Genomic DNA, 26,342 nt, shown 5'->3' with positions numbered 1-26,342 from the left:
AGCTGCGTAAACTTCATACCGAAAAACTTCAAACTTCGTGTTAGAATAAGCTTCGATTTTAGCACGGCTTAAAAGCCCTAATTAATAGGACCCTCGCTAATGTTTGCCAACATCTCTATTTCTGAATTTGATCCAGATTTAGCAAAAGCAATTTCTTCTGAAGATGCGCGTCAAGAAGCTCATATCGAGTTGATTGCTTCTGAAAACTACTGTTCTCCAGCGGTTATGGAAGCTCAAGGAAGTAAATTAACCAATAAATATGCGGAAGGCTATCCAGGCAAACGCTACTATGGCGGTTGTGAATTTGTTGATGTCATTGAACAAATGGCGATTGACCGTGCTAAAGAATTATTTGGTGCTGACTACGCAAACGTACAGCCACATGCTGGTTCTCAAGCAAACTCTGCTGTTTACCTCGCATTACTTAACCCAGGCGACACAGTATTGGGTATGAGCTTGGCTCACGGTGGTCACTTGACTCACGGTGCAAAAGTAAGCTTCTCTGGTAAAACTTATAACGCAGTTCAATACGGTTTGAACCCTGAAACTGGCGAAATCGACTATGAAGAAGTTGAACGTCTAGCTGAAGAGCACAAACCACGTATGATCGTGGCTGGTTTCTCTGCATACAGCCGTGTGGTGGATTGGCAGCGTTTCCGTGACATCGCGGACAAAGTTGGCGCTTACTTGTTTGTTGACATGGCACACGTTGCTGGTCTAGTTGCTGCTGGTGTTTACCCAAGCCCAGTACAAATCGCGGATGTCACTACAACAACGACTCACAAAACACTTCGTGGTCCGCGTTCTGGTTTGATTCTTGCGAAAGCAAACGAAGAAATCGAGAAAAAACTTCAATCAGCTGTATTCCCTGGTAACCAAGGTGGTCCATTGATGCATGCGATTGCAGCAAAAGCAATCTGCTTCAAAGAAGCAATGGCGCCTGAATACAAAGCATATCAACAACAAGTGGTTAAAAACGCTCAAGCAATGGCTGAAGTTTTAATCGCTCGTGGTTATGACATCGTTTCTGGTGGTACAGACAACCACTTGTTCTTGTTGTCGTTGATCAAACAAGACGTGACAGGTAAAGAAGCAGATGCATGGTTAGGTGCTGCGCACATTACTGTGAACAAAAACTCTGTTCCAAATGACCCACGTTCTCCGTTTGTGACTTCAGGTATCCGTATTGGTACACCTGCTGTAACCACTCGTGGTTTCGATGAAGCAGAAGTCCGTGATCTTGCAAACTGGATCGCTGACGTTCTAGACAGCAAAGGTGACGAAAGTGTTATCGCTGCGGTTAAAGAAAAAGTTGCAGAAGTGTGTGCAAAATTCCCAGTGTATGCAAAATAATTATTTTGCTTAGCTGAAAAAAAAGCCTCCTGATTTGGGAGGCTTTTTTATTCGAGCTAGAATAGGTGATCGGTCGACAAGGCGATGTTGCCTGTATGCCAATCCAGTATGCATCAGATCATCCACCTCTTATTTTTGCCTTCGAGTCATTGTGGATTCGACAACTATTTAAGATTTAATTTAAAAAACCGATTGATTGGATAAAAATATACTGTTTTGACAATCAAGCGAGTTACGTTACTATAAACCCAAGTTAAGAAATTCGCTCTGTTTGGAGAAATATGATGTTAGATCAAAACATTAAAGCACAATTGAAAGCATACTTAGAACGTTTAGAAAGCCCAATTGAATTGGTAGCTGCACTTGATGATTCAGATAAAGCTGAAAAAGTAAAAGAATTGGTTACTGAAATTGCTGAATTGTCTGACCGTGTGACTGCACGTTTTGATGGTGACAACACCCGTCGCCCAAGTTTTGGGATTGCCAAAGCAGGTGAGCAGCCTCGCGTATTCTTCGCAGGTTTACCAATGGGGCATGAGTTTACGTCATTGATCTTGGCTTTGTTACAAGTTTCAGGCTATGCACCAAAAGTTTCAGATGAATTATTGGCTCAAATTAAAGGTTTAAACTTACAAGCCAACTTTGATGTATTTGTTTCTCTAAGCTGCCATAACTGTCCAGATGTTGTGCAAGCTTTGAATTTGATTGCGATTTATAACCCGAATACCACAACAACCATGATTGATGGCGGCTTTTTCCAAGAAGAAGTTGAAGAACGCAAAATCATGGCTGTCCCAATGGTGTTCCAAGATCAAGAACATATTGGTCAAGGTCGTATGACCCTTGAAGAATTGGTGGCGAAATTAGATCAAAACTCAGCGGAAAAAGACGCAGCAATTCTCAATGCCAAAGATACATTTGATGTCTTGGTAATTGGTGGTGGGCCTGCAGGTGCAACGTCTGCGATTTATGCAGCGCGTAAAGGCATTAAAACAGGTATTGTCGCAGAGCGTTTCGGTGGTCAGGTGATGGATACCATGGACATCGAAAACTTTACTTCGGTGCAAAAAACCCAAGGACCAAAATTCGCAGCCGATATGGAAGCACATGTGCGTGAGTATGATGTTGACATCATGAACTTACAACGTGTGGCACACATTACAGGTGCAGAATATACCGTCAATGGTTTGGTTGCTGTTGAACTTGAAAATGGTGCAAAACTTGAATCCAAAACCGTGATTCTATCGACTGGTGCGCGTTGGAGAGAAATGAACGTACCAGGTGAAGCAGAATACCGTACCCGTGGTGTCGCATACTGCCCACACTGCGATGGCCCATTGTTCAAAGGCAAACGTGTTGCAGTGATTGGTGGCGGTAACTCTGGCGTTGAAGCTGCGATTGATCTTGCAGGCATTGTGGAACATGTGACTTTGGTTGAGTTTGATACGAAACTTCGTGCTGATCAGGTGCTACAAGACAAGTTGAACAGCTTGCCAAATACTACAGTGATTATGAATGCGTTATCGACGGAAGTGTTGGGTGATGGTTCACAAGTGACAGGCTTGAAATACCAAGACCGCGCAACAGGTGAAGAACATGTGATTGAACTTGCAGGGATCTTTGTACAAATTGGTTTGTTGCCAAATACCGATTTCTTAAAAGATACCGCAGTTGAATTATCGAACCGTGGTGAGATTGTGGTGAATGATCGCAATGAAACCAACGTGAAAGGTGTATTTGCCGCAGGTGACTGTACCACAGTGCCATACAAACAAATCATCATTGCTACAGGTGAAGGCGCGAAAGCATCACTTTCAGCATTTGACTATATTATCCGTTCAGGACTATAAGTCTGTTAAATAGTTAAAAAAAGAGCGACTCAAAGTAGTCGCTCTTTTTTATTTTACACAATATTCAGTGCCTTAAACTTGTCCATTAATTGTGCCTGATCTTCTACATGTGCAGGGTCAGGTTCAATACAGTTAATCGGGCAGACCGCCATGCAAGTTGGTGCTTCATAGAAACCCACACATTCTGTACAACGCTTAGGGTCAATTTCGTAGACCTTGTTACCTTCAGAAATGGCAGTATTCGGACACTCTGGTAGGCACATATCGCAGTTAATACATTCTTTGGTAATGAGCAACGCCATAATTTAACCTGCTGAATAGGCTAAAGATGCAGCCTGAATGTTGTCTGTTGCATCTGGTAGGTTGCGAACGAGCAGGGCAAATTCCACATCAATGCTGGCATCAAGTGGAATTTCCACCACATGACCTGAACCTTTGGCATTGTCGATTTGATTGCCTTTCAGGTCACGCATTTCCGTTAAGGTAAAGGTAATGTTACCTTTTGGTGTCATCAGTTCTAAAGAGTCACCGACAAGGAAACGGTTTTTCACTTCAATACGAATATAGTCGCCGTTACGCTCAAGCACTTCACCACAGAACTGTTGATAGTCAAAATGCGATGAACCATCTTCATAGTTTTGATATTCGCTATGCACATGGCGACGCAAGAAACCTTCGGTATAACCACGGTTTGCCAAGCCTTCAAGCTGGGTCATTAAACTTGGGTCAAATGGACGACCTTCGAGTGCATCATCAATGGCTTTACGATAAATCTGGGCAGTACGCGCACAGTAGAAATAAGATTTGGTACGACCTTCAATTTTCAATGAAGCAATGCCCATGTGGGTTAAACGATCTACATGCTGAACCGCACGTAAATCTTTTGAGTTCATGAAGTATGTGCCATGTTCATCTTCTTCAGCCGCAAACATATCTTCATCATTGCGTTGAATGAGTACAGGCTCAGCAAATTGATGTTGATCATTTTCACTTGAACAGCAGGTTTTTTTCTCTTCAACTTGAGTGACAGGAATCACATCGCCTGTCGCATCTTCTTGTGTTTCATGGATTTTATATTCCCAACGGCAGGCATTGGTGCATGCACCTTGGTTGGCATCACGCTTATTCATATAACCAGATAGTAAACAACGTCCTGAGTACGCCATACACAATGCACCGTGGACAAACACTTCAAGCTCAATTTCTGGGACATGTTTTTGAATTTCTTCAATTTCATCAATCGAAAGTTCACGAGATAAAATCACGCGGGTTAAACCGTAGTCTTTCCAGAATTTAACTGTTGCCCAGTTAATCGCATTGGCTTGAACCGATAAATGAATGGGCATGTCTGGAAAATGTTCACGAACCATCATGATCAAACCAGGATCAGACATGATCAGTGCATCAGGTTGCATGGCAACCACAGGCTCAAGGTCACGGATGAAGTTTTTCAGTTTGCTGTTGTGGGGTTGAATGTTTACCACCACATAGAATTTTTTGCCGAGCGCATGGGCTTCATTTATACCAATCTGTAAGTTGTCATGGTCAAAGGCATTATTACGTACACGTAAGCTATAACGTGGCTGGCCTGCGTAAACTGCATCTGCACCATAGGCAAATGCAAAACGCATATTTTTGAGTGAACCAGCAGGTGAGAGAAGTTCAGTTTTCATGATAACCACAGTAAAGGCTTAGAAAAAATAGGGGAATATTTTAGTGATTCTCTTTGTTGTACTCAACCTAGTGTTTTAGTCGGAATTTCTGAATGATAAAGCAGAAAAAAACCACATCAAGAGATGTGGTTTTTTAGTGACTACGGCAAAATTATGCGTGTTTTGGTGTAGGTTTTTTGCTGTCGTGATGAGTCACTTTATGAACGACATGTTTTGTGCCGTGTTCAACTTTATGCACGACATGTTTTGTACCATGACCAATTTTACGTGCCACATGTTTAGTTTCATGACCAACTTTACGCGCTACATGTTTCGTTTCATGACCGACTTTATGTGCTACTTCTTTGGTTTCATGACCAACAGTGTGAGCAGCATGTTCAGTCTTTTCTACAACTTTATGCGTAGTTGACTCAGGTTTTTGTGGTTGCTGTTGTGTTGGTGCAGCCATTGCAGTGCCTGTGAAAGCAGTAGCAGCAAAACCAAAGATTAAAGCAGCTGTTAATTTTTTCATTTAGGGATCAACCTTGTGTTTTCTTTAGGTGGTGGATTTCACACTGACATTATCTCTAAGAGTTGTGGAAATTGTATGGAGCTAAGTTGTTAGGATGTATGAAGAAATACTACAAAATACATGAAAATGGTTAATTATTTTATAATTAAAGGTAATTTTAAGAAATCCTGTCACATTTTCTTCATCTATTTAAGTATGCAACAATATCTATTTAAGTATGCAACAATGCTAATTATATGTTGACCACTGTTGCATAAATGTAGATGAGTGTCCTATTTTTCTAATTGTTGTCAATGTAATGAAGTCTTAAAGTACTTCATATCTAGTGTATTTAAAAATTTAGGTAACGAGCATGTCTACAACAACTTTAAAGCGACAGCCTGTATTTTTCATCTCACATGGTGGAGGCCCTTGGCCGTGGATGCCAGATCATCTCAATAGTATTTATGCCAAGCTTGCCCAGTCTTTAGGTCAGTTGATTGCCAGTTTACCGCAAAAGCCGAAAGCGATTTTAATGGTTTCAGCACACTGGGAAGAACGTGATTTTACCGTACAGGCAACGCCTGAACCAGGGATGATTTATGACTATGGTGGTTTTCCTGAACATACCTATCATATTCATTACCGTTCTGCGGGCTGTCCAGCACTTGCTCAACGCGTCAGTGAATTACTGACTCAGGCTGATATTCCAGTGCAGCAAACCACAAGTCGTGGTTATGACCATGGCATGTTTTCACCGATGCAAGTTGTGAATCCTGCTGCAGATATTCCTGTGGTGCAGTTGTCCTTGAAAAAGGGGTTGGATCCTGTAACCCATATCCAGATGGGGCAAGCATTAGCACCGTTACGTGATGAAAATGTGCTGATTATTGGCAGTGGTTTAAGTTATCACAATTTACGTATGTTTAATGCCTATGCCACAGCGCCATCACAAGCTTTTGATGAGTGGTTGTATTCAACGGTGGTTGAGCACACAGGTACTGCACGTAATCAATTGTTGAATCAATGGGCGCAAGCACCTGCGGCTCGAATTGCTCATCCACGCGAAGAGCACTTACTGCCTTTGATGGTGAGTGTTGGTGCAGCACAGCAGGAAGCGGGCATACGAACTTATCATGAAACGGAGTTTGTTGGCGGTTTGTGGGTATCTAATTTTGCCTTTGGTGAATTAAATCAAGCCAGTTAAAACATTATTCTGAATGTGAAAACATAAAAAACCGAGGAAGAGTCCTCGGTTTTTTTATTTGAATCGGGTTCAGATTAGACTTCTTTCATAATTGTCTACACCCTCTTTATTTTTCTCCCATAGGGAGAAATAAAAAGGACTTATGAAAGAAGTCTATTAATCAAAACGATAAATATCCATGCCTAAAGCACCCATTGAAAAGCTACTATGCACAATAGTAAAGCGATGACCTAAACCCATTGCAAAAAACAACGGGGCAAGATGCTCAAGACTTGGATGATTTTGCTCAATATACGGAATCGTTTGCCAATCCAAAACTGCTTCATAATCTTGATGATTGAGCTTTTGTACCACGTAATTACGAAATTCTGATGCCCAAATAGGCACATCGGCCTGGCTATTGTGCCAAGACAATTCTGCCAAGTTGTGGGTAATGCTGCCTGAGCCAATCAACAAAATTTGCTGCTGACGTAACTCTCTGAGTGTTTGCCCAATTTTAAAAATTTCTTCAGCACTGTAACTCATGGGTAGAGAGATTTCGACCACAGGAATATCGGCTTCAGGGTATAAATGCAACAGTGGCATCCATACACCGTGATCACGTGGGCGTGTACTGTTCGCATGTGCTGGAAGTTCAGCCTCTGCCAATAAATGTAGAATCTGTTCGGCAAGTTCTGGTTCGCCCGCAGCAGGATAACGAATTTGATAGAGGGCTTTGGGAAAACCACGAAAATCATGCCATGTATCAGGACGAGTCGCCGTACTGACTTCAAGTGCCTGACTTTCCCAATGAGCAGACATAACAACAATGGCTTGAGGGCGAGGTAAGTTCAAGCCTAAACGTTGTAGTGCAGGGCCAACCTGTTCTGGGTCAAGCGCTAGTAAGGGAGAACCGTGAGAAATAAATAACCCAGGTAAAGTTTGAAGATGCATAAAGGTTCACCTGAATTGTTTGCAAATCACCATTAAGCACGATGATACGGATGATTATGGTTAATGCTCATTGCTCGATATAACTGTTCAATCAGCATGACACGGACTAAAGGATGTGGAAGTGTAAGTTTTGACAAAGACCAATGCCATTTGGCTGCCTGACGTACAGCATCACTTAAACCATCTGGCCCACCAATGGCTAATGCAATATCTTGACCATCGAGCATCCATTGTTGCATGGTGTCTGCCAGTTTTTCAGTACTAAGTTCACGACCACCCACTTCCAGTGCAATTAAGGTTTCATTGGACTTGAGTGCAGCGAGAATACTTTCACCTTCAGTTTGGCAATATTTCAGAATATCGGCATCTGAATCATTCTTACCGCGTTTTGCCATAGGCAATTCAACAAATTGAGTTTGGACAAAGGGCTGAATCCGTTTTAAATAGTCATCAACTCCAGTCAATACCCAAGTAGGCATTTTCTGTCCAATAGTTAAAATGCGAATTTTCATCGTGGCAATCTTAGCGAAAAAAACAATTATAACCTGAGCGAAGATAAACAAAGCAAGGCTTTGTCAGAGCGCAAGGCGAAAGCTATGCTTGAGTGGTAAGAAGATACACAAAGCAAGGCTTTGCCTTGAGAAGCGATTGAAGCTTCACTGTTAAGTAATAAAACCTTTATTCAGACTAAAAAGTTTTATTTAGTAGTGAGTTTTAGACCATCTAAGTCCATTGAAATGAAGATGTATGTGTAGAAATCACTTAGCAAATTACAGAAGATGCACAAAACAATTAATCTTTTAAAAAAATAGATTAATTTGAAATAGAATATGTAAGACTTATTACACAAGCGAATGACTTTCTACATCATCAAACGATATTTAATGAATATATTAGTTCTTAAGCAGGATGCATCTTCAGCGTTTATTTTAAAAACTGAATCGGTGTAAATCCTTAATATCTCAATCAGGCTTTGGCTTGAGGATGAAAAAGAGGGAATAGCGATGTTGAAGAAAATTTTAACTGCTGTGTTAGTGGTTTCGACTGTAGCCACCAGTAGTTTAGCAATGGCAGATTCTTGGCAGGACCGAGGAGGTCCAGACCGTCATGGTTATGATCATCGAGGCCCAGACCGTCAAGGCTATGACCATCGTGGATATGATCATCGGGGCTATGACCATCGTGGTGGACCAGGTTGGGATAACCGTCATGGATGGGATAACCGCCGTGGACACTGGAATCGTGGAGATCGTTTACCATACCGCTACCGTGGCTACAATGTAGATTGGCGCGCACACCATCTTCCATATCCACCGCGTGGGCATCGTTGGGTGCGTGTAAATGGTGATTATTTACTCATTGCAATAGCATCAGGCGTGATTGCTCAAGCGATTTTATCGCACTAAAAAATTACGACTGTATTTGACAAAAAACTGCTTCTTTGGGAGCAGTTTTTTTATTTTTGTGATTTTGTGCAACTTAATGTTTTGATGAATTTAAAGATTAAGAATTGCTTAAATGTTAAAAAATCGCTGTAAATTACCGAGAAAAACTAGACAAACCATTGCACAACTTGGTGTTGATCTACACGGTTTATCTTAAATGTAGAAGTAGAGTAGTTATCAACAGTAATCACTGAATTGAGACACGTATCAATGATTTTACAGCAATATCGTGTTGTAAAATCGAAGGAGAAAATAATGCGTAAGTCAAAATGGATGGCAGCTGCATTGGCAGTCAGTACCAGTCTTGCTTCTGGTTTAACTTTAGCCGATCCATGGGATCATGATGATCGGCGTGGGCCACCAGTTTATTATGAACACCACTATGACCATGGTTGGGATGGCCCAAGACATCATTGGCGCGACCACCCTGTGCGTTACTGGCATGAAGGGGAATATATTCCACGTGATTATATGGATGATCACTATTATGTTGATTGGCATGAAGAACATTTACCACCGCCACCGTATGGGCATCGCTGGATGAGAATAGATGGTGATTTTGTTCTGGTTGCAGTCGCATCAAGTATTATTACTCAAATTTTGCTAGGACCACATTTTCATTAATATGGTTTAAGCCATAAAAAAACCACTTCCGAAGAAGTGGTTTTTTATTTATCTGATTTAGTTTAGTGACGAGCACTTTGACTTTCCGCCACTGCTTTTACAATGGGTGTTTTTGGCAATGGTGTAGGCTGTTGAGTGAGTGCCAATGGCAAAATCTCATCAATGCTTTTAACCGCCTTAATTTCCAAACCTTCTTTTACATTGTCTGGAATTTCAGCCAAGTCACGGACATTGTCTTGTGGGATAAAGACTAGTTTGATGCCTCCACGGTGAGCCGCAAGTAACTTTTCTTTTAAACCACCAATACGTAGTGCACGACCACCAAGGGTAGTTTCACCTGTCATTGCAATATCTGCACGAATTGGAATGCCTGTGAAAGCAGAAACCAATGCCGTTGTCAGTGCCAAGCCTGCTGAAGGACCATCTTTTGGAGTCGCACCTTCAGGTAGGTGTACATGAATGTCAGTTTCTTCAAAGCGTGATGCTTCAATGCCTAACTCATCCGCACGGGTACGAACAACAGTCATAGCAGTGGTGATCGACTCTTTCATGACATCACCGAGTGAACCTGTGGTAATAAATTTACCTTTACCTTTCACAGCAGCAACTTCAATGGTGAGTAACTCACCGCCGACAGATGTCCAAGCCAAACCATTGACACGACCAATTTGTGCTTCTTCTTCAGCTATACCAAAGTCAAACTTATGTGGACCAAGGTAGTTTGGTAAATTGTTCGAAGTCACTTCAATTTGAAGGTTTTTCGCCTTTTTACTGACGGCTTCTTTGACTACTTTGCGCGCAATTTTCGAGACTTCACGTTCAAGACTACGAACACCTGCTTCACGTGTATAACGCTGTACAATGTCACGAATCGCTTCTTCATGAACGGTCAATTCTTTAGCACGTAAACCATTGTTCTTAATTGCTTTAGGAACTAAATAGCGTTCAGCAATCTTAATTTTCTCATCTTCGGTATAACCCGGTAGACGAATCACTTCCATACGGTCTAACAAAGCCTCAGGAATATTCATACTGTTGGCTGTACAAATAAACATGACTTCTGAAAGGTCGAGATCCAAATCTAAATAGTGATCGTTAAACTTACTATTTTGAGAAGGGTCAAGCACTTCAAGCAATGCTGATGCAGGGTCGCCACGGTAGTCTTGAGCCATCTTGTCGATTTCATCAAGCAAGAACAGTGGGTTTTTTACACCAACTTTACTGAGAGACTGTACGATTTTACCCGGCATTGCTCCAATATAAGTACGGCGGTGACCACGAATTTCTGCTTCGTCACGTACGCCACCTAAAGCCATACGCACAAATTCACGGCCTGTTGCTTTTGCGACAGATTCACCGAGTGAAGTTTTACCCACACCTGGAGGTCCGACTAGACACAGAATAGGACCTTTGAGCTTTTTCACACGAGACTGTACTGCAAGATATTCCACAATACGGTCTTTCACATCATCTAAGCCGTAATGGTCTGCATCCAGAATTTCCTGTGCTTTTTGCAAGTTAATGCTAACTTTGCTGGCTTTGTTCCAAGGCGTATCTAAGATCACATCAAGGTAGTTGCGAACCACAGCCGCTTCACTTGAAGCAGGTTGCATGGCTTTGAGTTTACGGAACTCAGCTTCTGCTTTTTTACGGACATGCTCTGGCAAGTCTGCTTCAGCTAGACGTTTTTCAAGCTCAGCAACATCATCCTCAGCACCGCCATTCATATCGGAAAGTTCGCGCTGAATCACTTTCATCTTTTCATTGAGGAAGTATTCGCGCTGATTTTTTTCCATTTGGCGTTTAACACTATCATGCAGTGTTTGCTCAATTTGTTGCTCTTCAGATTGTTGCAACAAATAAGTCATTAACTCTTTTAAGTGTGCTTCAAATTCGTCATGTTCCAAGAAGTTCTGCTTTACTTCTATATTGAGTGGAACACGTGTTGCGACAAAGAAAAGAAGCTGCTGTAAATCTTCGATTTTATTTGCAGCAGTGATTAGCTCACGCGCATTACGCAATTTTGCTTCTGCGTATTGTGCAAATAAAGCTTTCAATTCTTGCAAGCGTTCGTCTTTAGTGTCTTGGTCTAATTCTACACTCATTGGGCTTAAGGCATGCTCAGCCGTAAAGTAATCTGTTTGATCAATGATCTTTTCTAGTTTTGCACGATGTAAACCTTCGATTAAAACTTTAATACAGTTTTCATCGTTTTCATGGTTCACAACTTGCACAATTTTCGCCACTGTACCGTATTGATACAGGTTTTCCTGATCAATCTCTTCAGTGAGTGAGTCCTTTTGTGCGACTACAAAAACTAAATTGTCACTGCTACGCGCCACATCAACAGCTTTTATTGATTTTTCACGACCAACAAAAAGCGCGATTTGCATGTGTGGATATACCACTACATCACGTAATGCTAATAATGGTAATACGCTTGGAATTGTCAGTTCTTCAGAACTTTCAATGTTCAAAATTTGTTCAGTCATGGGCACTCCTAATGAGTGACAACAGTGTTGCCATGATTTTTATAGTGATGTGTTTTTTTTAAATTACAAGGGTAAGTTTTGTGAAAAAAATAAAAAACAATGGTTTTGATTAAATTTGGATCAGTCCTCTATAGCGTGAAAACCTGATAGTGGTGTGGTGTGCAAAGTGCATGTAAGGGTTGATCCCATGCTTGATGTGGAAGGATAAAGTTGAGCCGTTGAAAATCATGTGCGAGCCCTAAACGATATGGACGTTGTTTAGTTTTGGCTAAAGTGCGGTCATAAAAACCTCCCCCCATACCTAAACGCATACCTGTTGTATCACAAGCCAGTAAAGGCATACATAACACATCAAGATGTTGTACCGCAATACCTCGCTGTTGTGGTTCTAGCATTCCTAAGCGATGCATGGCAAAGCGCCGCGTATAAAATTGTTGTCGAGAAATTTTTACCCAAAATAAATTTTGATTCATATTACAAATTTTAGGTAAATAGACTTCTTTATTCAGTTTAAAACAGAGTTCAATTAAACCTGTTGTAGGAATTTCCCCAAAAGCATCTAAATACAAGCCAATTTTTTTAGATTTACGAATAGTGGGATGATAACGAAGTCTATTCAGTACAGCTTGAGCAGCTTGACGTTGCTGGAAACAATCAAGGCGGCGACGTTGTTGGCGTAATTGTCGGCGGAGCTTGTTTAAATCGAGATGATGAGTATTCATTGATTGATTCATGACAATCTTGTATGCCCAAGTATTACGATTAAAAACAGTTGAGTAAAGTGAAATAGCCTATGAAGCTAGCTTTGCATGATTGATTTTTGACAGAGCTTGATCTTGTAGCTGATGAATTTCATCCTGCACTTTTGTAAGTTGCTGTTGTAATCGTTCTATTTTTTGAGTATCAGGTTGTTTGGCAGCGCCTTGTTGAGCAAGTTCCATACTTAAATTGTAGCTACGAATCATTTTTCTTCGGATGGTATCGACTTCTGTACTACTAAGAACAAGATTACGTAATTGCTGATTAAATTGATCTACTTGCTGCTGCAGATTTTGAACCACCTGATCAATTTGCTTTGAATTTCCAGATCTGATTACGTTAAGAGCTTGTTGCTGAAAAATAGCACTTTCCTGATTTTGTCGGAGTGATAGAGTCTGTAATAATGCCATATCATTTTGAATATCAAAAAGTTGATTGTGGCTAAAGTTGATTTTTTGTGAATCTGAATCCGTGGGTTTACAAGAGACTAAAGCGTATGAAGAAAGACATAAACAGACAATCACCAATGGATTCATAGATAGACCAAAGCTAAAAATAAATAAAAAACCTAAACGAATATCATGCAGGAGAAAGCATGGATTTTTGGTGTGTACTGTGCTGTAAAAAAGATAAGAATTGAAAATTTTGTTATGGATCTGTAATGACAATAAGTGCAGAGGCGAAATTTATAAGCATAAAAAAACCAGCTTTCGCTGGATATTTTTGGCACCATTTTAACAGTTTTAAAATGGTGCCCGGGGCCGGACTCGAACCGGCACGCTTTGTGGGCGGGGGATTTTAAATCCCCTGTGTCTACCTATTTCACCACCCGGGCATGGGCGCAATCATAAAACAAGTTATTTTTGTTGGCAACAATAACTTATGGCATTTGCTCTAAAATTATTCAAATGATTGTTTTTTTGTATAAAAAATAGAATAGTTCTTAAAAATATATAGTGAGTTGATTATTTGAAAAATGCTGTTTTTTTTGTGGGGGAGAAAGTTTTTTTAAATATTGATGAACTTTTCTTGAAAAATTGAAGAGTTCTTTCGAAGTAAAGTTTTTTAAAAAATACAAAAAAAACTGTATCTAAGGTTCATTTTTTTTGATGCTTTAAAAATTGGCAGGGGTAGGTAAACATATTAGGTTTGTCTAAAAAACAAACAATATACTTTTATGATGAATAGGAATAGAGTAATAGTTATTAGAAAAGAACATTAAAAACTTAGAATAAAAGGATGCCGAAATTGACTATATTTAATTATCGTAGTGCAATGAGTTGCATTACTTCTCTGTTGATCATACCGATATCGGTTGCCCATGCCACTGAAGAATCAGTAGCGTTAAAATCATCTCGTGAAAAAGCTGTTGTTCTGGTTAGGCAGGGACAAGTTGAACAAGGAATGTCTTTGTTCCATTCATTAATATCTCAATATCCCGATGACCAAGTTGTACTCGCGGATTATTTAACATTACGATTTCAGACACAGAAAGTTAATCAGGACGATATTGCTTTACTCCAGCGGATTCAGGCGAAGCAATTTCCTGAGTATGCCCAGATTCCAGTGGTTCAGGGGCTTAGGGATCAACAACAATTCAGTCTTGCTTTGATGTGGCTGAAAAAATTTGAGCCATACAATAAAAGTATCCAGTTACAAGTGCTTAAAGCGGTTCTATATGCGGAATTAAATCAGCCACAAGATGCAATTAGCACTTTAACAGGTATTCCCCTGGATAATTTAAATGCAGATGAACTGACTCAGGTCTCTTATGCATATCGTATGTCAGGCAAGCCGATAGAAAGTTTGAATGCTGCTGGTCTTGCGTATCAAAAAGCCCCAGAGTCTGCGAGTGTACAGGAAGAGTATTTCTATGCATTGATTGATGCAGGAAGTCTTTCGGAGGCAGATCAGTTTTTAAAGGCACATAGTAATTTAAATGACAAAAAATCAGATTTATCTTTAAATCTGGAACTTTTGCAGTTTAGTCAAGATATTAAACATGCAATAGAGCGTTACAAGTATTTATCAAGTCATGGTGAAGGAGACAAGGTGAGTTATGCAAATTTGGATAAATGTCTAGATCAAGCAACAAATTTGCAAAAACGGGTTTCTAGAGGCAAGCCAGGATATTTTAATTTTTACTATAACTATATTTATGCGCTCAGTTTCCGCGAACGATCTTATGAAGCGATTTCATATGCACAGCAACTAAATCGCCCTTATACAGAAATGCCTCCATATGTCAGACATGCACTGGCAAATGCATATTTGCGAATAAAAAAGCCACAACAAGCCGAACCTTTATATCTGAGTTTATTGAAAGAAAAGAATTATCCAGATATGGAAGTTTATTCTGGTCTTTACTATTCGTATATTGAGCAAGAAAAGTATCAGCAAGCAGATCAATTGATTAAGGATGTTGATCATCTTATTCCAATATATCACTACAGCAATGTTATCGGTGAAGATCGGACGACTGCCGATGATCGCTATGAGTATATTACCTTAAAAGGTTTAAATTACGCGTATCGCAATGAGTTTGATAAATCAGAAAAATATTATCAGGATGTTGTTGCGAAAACACCGAATAGTTCACTTTACCTTAATAATCTAGCCACGATACAGCGGTGGAGAGAGCAGCCACTTCATGCCAAAATGACTTTGGCAAGATTAACAAACACTGAGCCAGATAAAAATACATTAATAAATCAGGTAGAAAACGATCAGGATTTAGGCAACATTCAGGCTTGGAAAAGAGATCTAGCACATGCGTTAGAATTGTACCCAAATGATACAACCGTGATGAAAAGCCGCAAAGAAATGGCTGATCGGGATCATTTTAGTATTACTCATGAAACGGATTGGGGACATAGCAATTCGGATCAGGTCAATCAAACCTTAAGAGGAACCCGAGATTTAGACAGTTATACGCAATTGAATGCACCATGGATGTATGACAATTACCGTCTTTTTGCCTTTTCTCAAAATCGGAGCGGTCATTTCGATATCGGTAATATTCGAGATGATCGTTATGGTTTAGGTTTGGAATGGGCATCTAATCGTAAAGATTTAACTGTGGCATTGTCGCAAAATTCACATCATGAAAAAACAGGTGTGGATCTAAACTGGTCGCAGTGGCTCAATGATAACTGGCAATATCATTTGCAGTACAACAGTCAGGCGCCAATTCCTTTACAAGCCATCCAGAATAAAAAGGATGGACAGTTGTATTTGGCAAGTATCATGTGGCGTCAAAATGAATCACGTTCAGCTGCATTGACCTATGGTTATACGGATATTTCCGATGGCAATAAACAACAAGACTGGACTTTTGATTTTACCCAGCGCATTCAGGCTTCTCCACATCATATAACCGATATGCTTGTGAGTGCAGGCTATGGCTCCAACAGTAAACAAAATCTCGAATATTTCAGCCCTGAACAATACTATGCGATGAATATCACTCTAATGCATGATTGGATCACATGGAGAAAATATAACCAAAGTTTCACTCAGCATTTTGAGGTAGGTACAGGGTTCTACAATCAAAAAAATTATGGAACCAAGGCAACTTGGAATGTGCAATACATGCACCAGTGGTCATTGTCTCGTACATGGCAGTTCGAATACGGAATTGGCATGACAAGACACCCTTATGATGGACGGCAAGAAGATCGAGTCTATGGTCTGGTAGGATTCAGGGGTGTTTTCTAATGATAAAATTTAATCAAAAAATATTGCCATGTGTTTTTGTACTTTCAAATTTTTTGTTCGTACAAGCATATGCCGCTGTACCTGACAGCATATTAGAGCAAAATCAGTCAATTGCATTGAATTTTCATAATGTAAGAGAAGACGTTATGAAAAAAGATGATGCTGATCCATATGCGGTGAATTCTCGAAGTCTTGCTGAATTTTTTGACTGGTTAAGCCATTCAAAATGGCATCCTGTTTCAGTGCAACAAATTATTGATGCTCGTGAAGGGAAAAAACCACTTCCTCCAAATGCAATTGTCTTAAGTTTTGATGATGGATTAGTCAGCGGCTATACCCAAGTTTTTCCATTGTTGAAAGAATATAAGTTTCCTGCTGTCTTTGCGATTATGACGGGTTGGACAAACAAAACGACCAAATTTGACGATGAAATCACTTACAAGAATCCTGAAAATTTTATGACTTGGAATGAAATGAGGGAAATGCAAAAGTCTGGATTGGTTGATTTCGTCAGTCATACAGACAGTTTACATGTTGGGATTTTAGCAAATCCACAAGGAAATGAAGAACCCTCTGCAATTACTCGGCAATATTTGAAAAACCAACAACGCTATGAAACCGATCAAGAATACCAACAGCGAATTTATAATGATTTATTGAAATCAAAACAGATCTTGGAAAAACAGCTAGGTATTCAAGTCAAAGCAGTCATTTGGCCTTATGGTGCTGTAACGCCAGAAACCGAGGATATTGCCAAAAAAGCGGGTTTGCCGATTTCATTTAGTTTAGGCCGATCTGGAATTAATCAAATTAATGATCGAACCTACAAAAGAATCTTGTTGTTGGGTAATCCAGACTCGGAAGAAGTCCAACAAGAACTCATTAATGTTGTGAAGTATCATGAAGATTTGAAAATAGACATCAGGCATAGCATTACGATTAAACTTGATGATTTGGTTGGCGCAACAGGACAATATGATGATCAGCGTCTAGGTATGATGCTTGATCGAATACAGGCTTTAGCAGTCCATAAGGTTTTTATCGATGTTTTTAACCAAACACATCAGGCTGCCTTTTTTCCAAATACTGTTTTTCCGATGTCTCAAGACGTGATGAATCGAGCGACTTGGCAAATTCAAACACGGCTGGCTGCGGACGTTTATGCAAATATTCCATTAAGTGATTTTAAAAATCAGCCACAAAAGTTAAAGCCATTTGTTGTGGATTTGATGAAAAATAATACGGGTTTATCTGGGCTATTTTTGCAATCTGATGGTGATATATCAGAAATTACATCACCAGAAAAAATGCAGTGGTTCGACAAAATTCAGCAATCGGCAGTCTATTATTCAAATGTAAGTAAGACATTCCGATTTGGTCTTCGGGTTCCACTTACTCCAGATTTAGAACAATCTATGGATAATGTTTTACCAAATCTGATGAAGCATTTTGAGTTTGTTGATTTTATTTTGGATAAACCTGCAGATAAACAGCAAACAAAAATGTTGAAAACGGTTTTTGGTGGATTGCCATTATCTACAAAATCTCGAATATCTTTTAGCATGGATGTAAAAAATCTAAAATCAGAAGCTGACTGGAAGGCAGCACAAAAAACATTAATTGATTTGCAAAAAATGGGAATTCAAAACATTGGAGCAAATCAATATAGTTTAGAAAATGGGATGTTTTTTCATAAGTATCTTTATACCCCACTCAGCCAAACCAACAGTCCATTCGATTATAAAAATCCATTTAAAAATGATATGAATATGGAGAAAGGCCCATGAGCTGGTTAAAATATTTATTTGATTTTGCATTTTTATACCCCTTGTTTATGGCATGGATCTGGATTGTTGGTGGTATCTGGTTTTTCTTCAAACGAGAATTTCCGAAACATCCTGTTCCAAGACCTACAGATGAAGGGTGTAGTATTCTTATTCCCTGTTTTAATGAGGAAGAGCATATAAGAGACACAATCCGTTATGCATCTCAAACACAATATCCTCAATTTGAAATTATCGCGGTTAATGATGGTAGTACAGATCGAACAGGACAAATCCTAGATGAATTGCAAAGTCAATATAGCAATTTAAGAGTGGTACATTTGGCGAAGAACCAAGGTAAGGCATTTGCATTACGCTCTGCTGTTTTGGTCAGTAAGTATGAATACTTGATCTGTATTGATGGCGATGCATTACTTCATCCACATGCTGTGCTATGGATGATGGATCCGATGGTCAAGTTGCCTCGTGTGGGTGCTGTAACGGGGAATCCTCGTATTATTAACCGTTCAAGTATTCTGGGAAAATTGCAAGTTGGTGAGTTTTCTTCAATTATCGGTTTAATTAAGCGTGCACAACGAACTTATGGACGACTTTTTACTGTTTCTGGTGTTATAGCGGGATTTCGTAAAACAGCAGTTGAACAGGTGGGTTTCTGGTCTGATGATAAGTTGACAGAAGATATTGATATCTCGTGGAAACTACAGTTTAGCCACTGGGATATCCAGTATATTCCTCAAGCACTTTGCTATATTTATATGCCTGAAACATTTGTGGGTTTATGCAAACAGCGATTGCGTTGGGCACAAGGTGGTATGGAAGTCTTACGTGATTATACAAAGCATATGTTTAAATGGCGATTACGCCGTATGTGGATCATTATTTTAGAAACAATAATGAGCGTGACGTGGTCTTATATCATGCTGCTTATTTTTATCCTGTATTTTCTGGGTGTTTTCTTTCATATTCCAAGCGAGATTTTTGTTAAAACACTTTTACCTGAATGGTATGGTGCGATATTGGGCTTTACCTGCTTGATTCAGTTTACGGTCAGTCTATGGATTGATAAACGCTATGATGGCAAACATCGTTTTTTCCGAAATTACTTTTGGGTGATTTGGTATCCACTTTTCTTTTGGTTGGTGACAACCTTAACAACCGTTGTTGCAGTACCGAGAGCATTATTTTTACCTAAAAAACGTGCACGTTGGGTGAGTCCAGATCGTGGTTTTAAAGGAGAGAAATTATGAGTAATCCAGTCCTTGATTATCAAATCATAGAAGATGAATCAAAGCTCGATTTACCAGCGTATATTGATAATCCTGACTATGTCAAAAATAAAACAGCTGGTTATTTATTGCAATTGATCGGATGGATTTTATTTATTCTGATTATCTTTCCATTAATTACACTATTTTTATGGTACTTTGAGTTCACGATTGTTAAAAAATATATTTTCAATGATACGATGTATGCACAATTACATGGCTTGATGTATATTGGGATTGGTATATTAATTTTTAGTTTATTGCTGATTATATGGGCATCATATAATTGGGTTAGATTTAATCATAAGGAACGTAGACACAAATCTCAAAACACACCAATTGAAGAATTTGCTCAGGATTTTTCATTGACTCAGAATGATGTTCTTAAATTGCAACAAGGATCTAATATTATTTTGCATTATGATGATGATGGATTGTTAGAGCAATATAATATTATGAAGTAATATTTTTTATAAACCAACTTGTAAATGAGAATGAATATATTGAAAGTTTATGTGAAATGAAGTGATTAACTTGTATGATTTTTTATATAATATGAAAATTATTTGTTAGTCACTTTTTTAATTTTTTTATTATAGACCACCTTGTATCTTAAATTTCTTTCATCAGTCGTATTTAAACCATAAATCACAATGCAGCCCCCTCATTCTAATTTTCTCAAAAAGATAGAGGAAGTGTTTAATATTAATTTTATTAACTATGAATAATTATTTTTTGAGTTATAAAAATAAAATAATTCACAATAGACTTCTTTCATAAGTCCTTTTTTATTTCTCTTGCGCTGCATTGAAATATATTTAAATTTGACTCAGGGAGAAAAAGAAAGAGGGTTTAAGCAATCATGAAAAAAGTCTAATGTTTTTTAGATAATAAGTTATTCGGATACTTTGTATAAATTCCTTAGAGCTTTTATCTTCAAGAATAAAAGCATCAACAGGAATTTGATTTAAGTTACGTTTGAATAGCTCGAAATCCTGCACAGCACCATGACGACTACATAAACTCAGAATTTGCTGAGTTTTGTATTGGATCACGGCTTGTGCTTTAAAAGTATCTACTTTTTTGCCTCGATCACTTTTCTTCTGTAATTTAGGTCTTTGGATCGGAATTTCTGCGGCATCTACAATCACCACATTCCAGTCTATGCTTTCACCTTCAGGTAATTTTTTCGGTAAATTAAACAAATTAGACTGAATTAGACAGTCTTCAATATGACGTACAATTCGGGATGCCTTGGCTCTGAAACGCCATATCTTGTAGCAACATGAAATAAGGTTTGGTATTCACGTCAATTACTGAGAAAGAAGAGAACCTGATCTTCCACGCTAAACTGTCGCCATATCTTTAGTTGTTTAACACTTAAAAAAGTTGATTGAGATGCCTGTGTATTACATGAACTATATTTTAGAAAGCTTTTTTGATTTCTTGTATTTCAGATGTTGATGATGCATGCATATTAAAAACAGGGGACAAATATAAATCAGAAAATATGGGTACAGTTAAAATTGTAAATGAGAACTAATATTTTTTGGTTTTGATGATTTTCTATTTATTTCTGAAAAAAATATGAATGATCGAATTGGATTTGTACATAAGAAATTCGACTAAATAATTATAAATTTCTCAAAAATACTGATTTTTCAGTTGGATATAATTTAATCTATTATCTATAATTATATGAGTAATTTTATACTTGATTGAAAAGCATTTTGACTTTTTGGGGGCAATGGGATGTCTCGATTTTATGTGGCCGTAAGAGTTAAATTTATTTTAGCGCTTATTGGTGCTTGTTGCTGGACAGCATTTTCAATATGGATATCCCAAAATTGGATGCATGATCTTTCTAAACTGGTTGGTTGGTTCGCTGCAATTTTTCTTGTTTATGGCATCGCAATTATTCCAGGTTTTATGAATTCTTTTGCTGCGATCAGCTTAATGATGGATAGACGACCACGTCGAAAGAGCCTTGCATCTTATCCAGGCATTACAATTCTTATCGCTGCTTATAATGAAGAAACATCTATTGCTGATACGTTGATGAGTATTGCTCGTCAGGATTATCCTGGGGCATTACAGGTGATCGTGATTAATGATGGCTCTAAAGATGAGACAGCCAACATTGTTCGAAATTTACAAGCACAATATGCATGGCTCAGTTTACTTGATTTTGAAAAAAATTCTGGAAAGGCACATGTTTTAAATGAAGGATTAAAGCGAGCAGATCATGATTATATTGTTACGTTAGATGCCGATTCATATTTACACCGTGTTGCGCTGATTAATATTGTTCAACGTTATGTGCTTGACCCACCCAACACCCGAGCTGTTGCTGGAAAAGTTTTGGTTCGCAATTCAAGGGTAAATTTACTTACAAGAACTCAGGAATGGGATTATTTTCTTGGAATTTCAGCGACAAAACGCATGCAGTCCTTGTATCAAGGCACCTTAGTGGCTCAAGGGGCATTCTCTCTTTATGATCGTGCTGCCTTGATTGAAGTGGGTGGATGGCCTCACTGTGTTGGTGAAGATATTGTGCTGACTTGGGCATTACTCAATGCGGGGTATCGAGTTGGGCATTGTGAAGATGCCTGTATTTTTACGAATGCACCTACGACTCTTAAGACATTTATTAGGCAGCGTCAGCGATGGGCCAGAGGAATGATGGAGGCATTTATCCAGCATCCATCTATTTTAATTAAACCTCGGTTATCGACATTTTTTATTTATTGGAATTTACTTTTCCCTTGGCTGGATTTGGCGTTTACCTTTGGGTTTTTACCTGGGCTGGTCTTAGCTTGTTTTGGTTATTATTGGATTGTTGGGATTGTGACATTGGCTTTACTTCCAATGGCGATCTTACTCGGTCTCTTAAACTATTCGATAGAGCTTCGTATGTTTAATGACATGGAATTGAAAGTTCGTAAGAATTATAGCGGTTTTTTTATATATGTACTGGCATATAGCTTTTTGTTGCAGCCAGCGAGTGTTCTTGGATATCTAGATGAAATATTGAGAACACGAAAAACATGGGGGACGAAATGAAGATGGAAAATATCAAACTACTGATTGGTTTTCCTTTATTAATGTTGATGAGTATGAACAGTTTTGCAAATGAACAGAAGCAAAGCGATTCAGAGTTGGCTGCTGGAACAGAGTTTTTTTTTAGCGATGACAGTGATGGTTTTCAAACCCGTAAGTTGTCTGCTGAATTTTTTCCTAAATATGAAAGTGGTGATAATTATCTCGGCGTACGCACAAGAGCTTATCAATATAGATCAAGCAATTGGAGCCGTGATGGCCAAAAAATATCTTTTATTGGCAGAAGAATAGATACTGCAACTGCAAATGGTTGGTATGTAGATTCAGGTTTATTTACAGAGAGTAGCCATACGATATTGACCTTTGATGGAAGCTACAGAGCAGCTTTAGCTAAAAAAACCGCGATAGAAGTATTTGCAAATCGTGATCTGGTTGAAACCGCTAATTCACTCGATCGAGGCGTAAATTTTACCTTTGTTGGTGCATCTATGGATCAAGGCATCAATGAGCATCTTACTGTAGTGGGATTGGTCGGTTCTCAATTTTTTTCAGATGATAATCGACGTGATCATGGTCGTCTTAAATTAATCTATCAGCCATCATTAGATCTGGGATTGACACTTCAAGCGCGTTATCGGACTTACCATAGTACAAAAGAAAATGTAGATGGTGATTATTTTAATCCTAAAAACTATGAAGAATCGATGTTGGCTCTAGGTTGGCGCCACCGCTTTGCTGGATGGACTTCGGGTTTTACCACGGGAATCGGTCGGGAAAGAATCAATAAAGCATCTAGTCAACAAACACAGTTATTTGAATTAAACCTGCAAAGCCCTGTTCGTGGCAGTCATTTTTTTCGTATGAATGCAGGTTATAGCAATAGTGCTTCGTTTAGTGGCCCTGATTATAATTACTACTATGTACGTGGCGAGTGGATCATGAAATTCTAAGATTTTTAGATTGTCAAAATTAACTTCCCATATAATGAAAAGCCTTTGAATGATTTGACAAGGGCTTTTTACTCTGAACATTATTTCATGGTAGCTACGTTGATATGCAAGTACTCCAATTTTCGCTTAAAACCGACAAAATTGAGCTTCAGTGGAATTCACAAAAAATGATCCTGACTCAGGGTCTTGATTTTATTCAGCAACAGAGCTTAGTTAGGGGAGTTTGGTCTGAGCTGGCGATTGAGAAAATGATTTATCAAATTGAGGAATTATTGGAATCCGAGCCAGTATTAAGGCAAGTACACAGTAAAGCAGCGACTTCTGATCCAATGATGAAACGGTTAAATCAGTTATTTTTCAAGACGGATGAACCCATTGATCGTGTACAGCTAGAACATGCCTTTAATGATTTTGTGGATCATTTAAGCTATTACTTGCATCAGGTTGAGGAAGATCAGCAGCAAGTCTTTGTTTATTTTGTGATGATTCGCGAGATGATGCATCATCTTAAAATTCAAGAAATTTCAATTCAATAGCATCAAAAAATTATTCAAATAAACTTATGCTCGTGTTTTAAATTGCTGCGGTGTTTGCCCTAAATGTCGTTTAAACATGGCACTAAATGCACTGAGATTGCTATAGCCTAATTTTCTTGAAATCTGTGAAATCGATTCGCCATTTGAAATATGACTTAAGGCATGAGCAATATGCATCTGCTGAATCCACGCCCGATAGGACAGTCCCGTTTCCCGTTGAAACAGTCGCATCAGCGTGCGTGGACTGGCACCCATTTCATCTGCCCATGTGCTCAGGTCTTTGACGTCATGTGGCGCGTCAAGCAGTGTAGAGCAAAGTTTGATGAGTCGTTGATCTTTAGGCCAAGGGATCTGGATCGGCAGAGAATTGGCTCGGTGAATTTCATCAAAAATTAAGATTTGCAACGAGGTTGATAGGTCATGCAAACTGACTTGTTCGGTGGCTTGTAGTTGATCTAGCTGATTAAGCCGAATCAATAATTCATGCAATAAATTATTCACCCGAATTAAAAAACAGTGTTCTCCCATTTGTTGTGCTGACTGTTCTTCAATCAATGCGGTGGTGAGTGTCACGTGACTCAAGCACACCATACTGTGTTCAGCTCGTGCAGGAACCCAAAGTGCACACATAGGTGGAATAATCCAGACCTGATTGTTGGTGAACACCTGAATCGTGCCTTTCGAGGCATAGAGGAGTTGTGCTCGAAAATGAGCATGAGGGTAGGTGATGTCTTTATAAATACGTTGAGCAGACAGCCCGATGATTAAATCAGATTTGAATTTAGTATTTGGCATAATCAATCAAATTGTCACTTAAGCGTTAATTATTGGAAGATAATTGTATAAATGACAAATTACAATAAACATCTCAGTTCAATATTGGAGTTTTGGGTATGGAGTCCTCAATCGATTTGAAGGATGAGATCGCAAACACCGCGACTCAGTATCATCAACCACAGGGAATGATCATTAAAATCGTGGGTGCAGTTGCACTCGCGCATTTACTTAATGATTTGATTCAAGCGGTACTGCCAGCGATTTACCCAATGCTCAAAACCAATTTTTCACTGAATTTTACCCAAGTGGGTTTAATTTCACTGGTCTATCAAATTACGGCTTCTCTCTTGCAACCTTGGATTGGGCTTTATACAGACAAACACCCGAAACCCTATTTGTTACCAATGGGGATGGGGGTGACACTTTTGGGGATTTGCTTATTGGCTTTTTCCCCAAGTTTTAGCATGTTGCTGATTTCTGCGGCTTTGATTGGTGTGGGCTCATCGACTTTTCATCCTGAAGCATCGCGAGTTGCACGAATGGCATCGGGTGGGCGCTTTGGAACAGCACAGTCAACATTTCAGGTGGGTGGTAATACAGGAACAGCGATTGGGCCTTTGTTAGCGGCTTTGATTATTGTGCCGTTTGGACAACATGCGGTGGCATGGTTGGTGATCTTTGCATTATTTGCAATTTGGGTATTAACCAACGTGAGTCGCTGGACAGTTCAACATGCTAAAACCCAAATGACTGCGCGTGCAACTCATGCACAAACTAAATTGCATGGGCGTGAGTTGATGATGGCATTAGGCACGATTTCTGTATTGATGTTTGCCAAATTTACCTATATTGCCAGCATTAGTAACTATTTCACGTTTTACTTAATTCATAAATTCCAAATTAGCTTGCAAACAGCTCAGTTGCATCTCTTTGCATTTTTGGCTGCTGTAGCGTTGGGAACTTTTGCAGGCGGCCCAATTGGCGACAAGATTGGACGTAAAGCGGTGATTTGGGTGTCTTTTGTTGGCATGGCACCGTTTGCACTCATCATGCCTTATGCAGATTTGTTCTGGACAACGGTTTTGTCGGTTATTGCAGGGTTAATTTTATCATCGGCTTTTGCTGCAATGGTGGTTTATGCCCAAGAAGCTGTGCCAGGTCGAGTAGGGATGATCGCGGGTTTAATGTTTGGTTTGATGTTTGGGGTGAGTGGTATTGCCGCAGCGGGGCTTGGACATTTGGCCGATATTAATGGCATTGCATGGGTTTTTAATTTGTGTTCTTACTTACCTTTACTCGGTTTTGCAGCAGTCTTTTTGCCGAAAACTAAAGTTCGATAATTGAAAGCTTTGAGCCAATCAAGAAACCCTCAATTTTGAAAGTTTGAGGGTTTTGTTTTTTAAATTTGAATGGTTCTAAATCTAGGT

23 protein-coding genes and 1 tRNA gene are annotated in these 26,342 nt (G+C 39.1%); 13 read left to right on the top strand and 11 right to left on the bottom strand.

Annotated elements, in window-relative coordinates:
* Positions 1–99: 99 nt before the first annotated feature.
* A complete protein-coding gene (gene glyA / locus C1A47_RS14445; protein ID WP_111895723.1) occupies positions 100–1,353 on the top strand; it encodes a serine hydroxymethyltransferase in 1,254 nt (417 codons plus the stop codon).
* 284 nt (positions 1,354–1,637) lie between these two features.
* Positions 1,638–3,203, top strand: a complete 1,566-nt coding sequence (ahpF, locus tag C1A47_RS14440) for an alkyl hydroperoxide reductase subunit F (protein ID WP_111895722.1) — start codon at positions 1,638–1,640, stop codon at positions 3,201–3,203.
* Between the two features lie 53 nt (positions 3,204–3,256).
* Here ahpF and C1A47_RS14435 read toward each other — a convergent pair whose 3' ends face one another.
* From C1A47_RS14435 to C1A47_RS14425, 3 genes are all read right to left on the bottom strand, one after another.
* Complete coding sequence (locus C1A47_RS14435) at positions 3,257–3,505, bottom strand: YfhL family 4Fe-4S dicluster ferredoxin (protein WP_111895721.1); 249 nt, start codon at positions 3,503–3,505, stop codon at positions 3,257–3,259.
* Positions 3,506–3,508: 3 nt separating this feature from the next.
* Complete coding sequence (gene yegQ / locus C1A47_RS14430) at positions 3,509–4,876, bottom strand: tRNA 5-hydroxyuridine modification protein YegQ (protein ID WP_111895720.1); 1,368 nt, start codon at positions 4,874–4,876, stop codon at positions 3,509–3,511.
* 151 nt (positions 4,877–5,027) lie between these two features.
* The gene (locus C1A47_RS14425; RefSeq protein ID WP_111895719.1) at positions 5,028–5,387 is read right to left on the bottom strand and encodes a hypothetical protein; all 360 of its coding nucleotides are present in this window, start codon (positions 5,385–5,387) and stop codon (positions 5,028–5,030) included.
* Between the two features lie 352 nt (positions 5,388–5,739).
* Here C1A47_RS14425 and C1A47_RS14420 point away from each other — a divergent pair, with 352 nt between their 5' ends.
* Entirely contained in the window at positions 5,740–6,573 is an 834-nt protein-coding gene (locus tag C1A47_RS14420; RefSeq protein WP_111895718.1) for a DODA-type extradiol aromatic ring-opening family dioxygenase, read from the top strand.
* A gap of 156 nt (positions 6,574–6,729) precedes the next feature.
* Here C1A47_RS14420 and C1A47_RS14415 read toward each other — a convergent pair whose 3' ends face one another.
* Both C1A47_RS14415 and rlmH read right to left on the bottom strand, forming a co-directional pair.
* Entirely contained in the window at positions 6,730–7,506 is a 777-nt protein-coding gene (locus tag C1A47_RS14415; RefSeq protein WP_111895717.1) for a dioxygenase, read from the bottom strand.
* A gap of 32 nt (positions 7,507–7,538) precedes the next feature.
* Positions 7,539–8,018 carry a 23S rRNA (pseudouridine(1915)-N(3))-methyltransferase RlmH gene (rlmH, locus tag C1A47_RS14410; protein WP_111895716.1) on the bottom strand — a complete coding sequence of 160 codons (480 nt, stop codon included), beginning with the start codon at positions 8,016–8,018 and terminating at the stop codon, positions 7,539–7,541.
* 492 nt (positions 8,019–8,510) lie between these two features.
* Here rlmH and C1A47_RS14405 point away from each other — a divergent pair, with 492 nt between their 5' ends.
* Entirely contained in the window at positions 8,511–8,912 is a 402-nt protein-coding gene (locus tag C1A47_RS14405) for an RcnB family protein (protein WP_111895715.1), read from the top strand.
* Between the two features lie 294 nt (positions 8,913–9,206).
* Positions 9,207–9,575 carry an RcnB family protein gene (locus C1A47_RS14400; RefSeq protein WP_111895714.1) on the top strand — a complete coding sequence of 123 codons (369 nt, stop codon included), beginning with the start codon at positions 9,207–9,209 and terminating at the stop codon, positions 9,573–9,575.
* A 62-nt stretch (positions 9,576–9,637) separates the two neighbouring features.
* Here the strand turns inward: C1A47_RS14400 and lon are convergent, their stop codons facing one another.
* The 4 genes from lon to C1A47_RS14380 form a co-directional block, all read right to left on the bottom strand.
* The gene (lon, locus tag C1A47_RS14395; RefSeq protein WP_111895713.1) at positions 9,638–12,067 is read right to left on the bottom strand and encodes an endopeptidase La; all 2,430 of its coding nucleotides are present in this window, start codon (positions 12,065–12,067) and stop codon (positions 9,638–9,640) included.
* Positions 12,068–12,195: 128 nt separating this feature from the next.
* Positions 12,196–12,789 carry a 5-formyltetrahydrofolate cyclo-ligase gene (locus C1A47_RS14390; protein WP_227539792.1) on the bottom strand — a complete coding sequence of 198 codons (594 nt, stop codon included), beginning with the start codon at positions 12,787–12,789 and terminating at the stop codon, positions 12,196–12,198.
* A 69-nt stretch (positions 12,790–12,858) separates the two neighbouring features.
* Entirely contained in the window at positions 12,859–13,362 is a 504-nt protein-coding gene (locus C1A47_RS14385; protein ID WP_111895711.1) for a hypothetical protein, read from the bottom strand.
* 213 nt (positions 13,363–13,575) lie between these two features.
* A tRNA-Leu gene (locus tag C1A47_RS14380) sits at positions 13,576–13,661 on the bottom strand.
* A gap of 413 nt (positions 13,662–14,074) precedes the next feature.
* Between C1A47_RS14380 and pgaA the strand changes: the two genes are divergently transcribed.
* Genes pgaA through pgaD form a run of 4 tightly spaced genes read left to right on the top strand, consistent with a single transcriptional unit; the run spans position 14,075 to position 20,056 of the window.
* The gene (gene pgaA, locus C1A47_RS14375; RefSeq protein WP_162625956.1) at positions 14,075–16,543 is read left to right on the top strand and encodes a poly-beta-1,6 N-acetyl-D-glucosamine export porin PgaA; all 2,469 of its coding nucleotides are present in this window, start codon (positions 14,075–14,077) and stop codon (positions 16,541–16,543) included.
* A complete protein-coding gene (gene pgaB, locus C1A47_RS14370; RefSeq protein WP_111895709.1) occupies positions 16,543–18,330 on the top strand; it encodes a poly-beta-1,6-N-acetyl-D-glucosamine N-deacetylase PgaB in 1,788 nt (595 codons plus the stop codon). Before pgaA ends, pgaB begins: the two co-directional genes overlap by 1 nt.
* Positions 18,327–19,574 carry a poly-beta-1,6-N-acetyl-D-glucosamine synthase gene (gene pgaC / locus C1A47_RS14365; RefSeq protein WP_111895708.1) on the top strand — a complete coding sequence of 416 codons (1,248 nt, stop codon included), beginning with the start codon at positions 18,327–18,329 and terminating at the stop codon, positions 19,572–19,574. Before pgaB ends, pgaC begins: the two co-directional genes overlap by 4 nt.
* Positions 19,571–20,056, top strand: coding sequence for a poly-beta-1,6-N-acetyl-D-glucosamine biosynthesis protein PgaD (gene pgaD / locus C1A47_RS14360; protein ID WP_111895707.1), 486 nt, complete (start codon positions 19,571–19,573; stop codon positions 20,054–20,056). The genes pgaC and pgaD overlap by 4 nt, the downstream gene beginning before the upstream one ends.
* Positions 20,057–20,452: 396 nt before the next feature.
* Here the strand turns inward: pgaD and C1A47_RS14355 are convergent, their stop codons facing one another.
* Complete coding sequence (locus C1A47_RS14355) at positions 20,453–20,797, bottom strand: transposase (RefSeq protein WP_162625955.1); 345 nt, start codon at positions 20,795–20,797, stop codon at positions 20,453–20,455.
* Positions 20,798–21,443: 646 nt separating this feature from the next.
* Here C1A47_RS14355 and C1A47_RS14350 point away from each other — a divergent pair.
* From C1A47_RS14350 to C1A47_RS14340, 3 genes are all read left to right on the top strand, one after another.
* Positions 21,444–22,655: a glycosyltransferase gene (locus C1A47_RS14350; protein WP_227539791.1), complete on the top strand. Its 1,212-nt coding sequence runs from the start codon at positions 21,444–21,446 to the stop codon at positions 22,653–22,655.
* A gap of 2 nt (positions 22,656–22,657) precedes the next feature.
* Positions 22,658–23,602, top strand: coding sequence for a hypothetical protein (locus C1A47_RS14345; protein ID WP_227539790.1), 945 nt, complete (start codon positions 22,658–22,660; stop codon positions 23,600–23,602).
* 104 nt (positions 23,603–23,706) lie between these two features.
* On the top strand, positions 23,707–24,138 hold the full coding sequence (locus tag C1A47_RS14340; RefSeq protein WP_111895704.1) for a hypothetical protein: 432 nt from the start codon (positions 23,707–23,709) through the stop codon (positions 24,136–24,138).
* 24 nt (positions 24,139–24,162) lie between these two features.
* On the opposite strand, the gene C1A47_RS14335 is transcribed toward C1A47_RS14340, so the two are convergent.
* Positions 24,163–24,933, bottom strand: coding sequence for an AraC family transcriptional regulator (locus C1A47_RS14335; protein ID WP_111895703.1), 771 nt, complete (start codon positions 24,931–24,933; stop codon positions 24,163–24,165).
* Positions 24,934–25,031: 98 nt separating this feature from the next.
* Between C1A47_RS14335 and C1A47_RS14330 the strand changes: the two genes are divergently transcribed.
* On the top strand, positions 25,032–26,255 hold the full coding sequence (locus C1A47_RS14330) for an MFS transporter (protein WP_111895702.1): 1,224 nt from the start codon (positions 25,032–25,034) through the stop codon (positions 26,253–26,255).
* Positions 26,256–26,342: the final 87 nt, after the last annotated feature.

Origin of the sequence: Acinetobacter sp. MB5 (genome assembly GCF_003261585.1) — a bacterium.
In the GTDB taxonomy this organism is placed as follows: domain Bacteria; phylum Pseudomonadota; class Gammaproteobacteria; order Pseudomonadales; family Moraxellaceae; genus Acinetobacter.
This window is presented reverse-complemented; position numbering and strand designations above follow the sequence as displayed.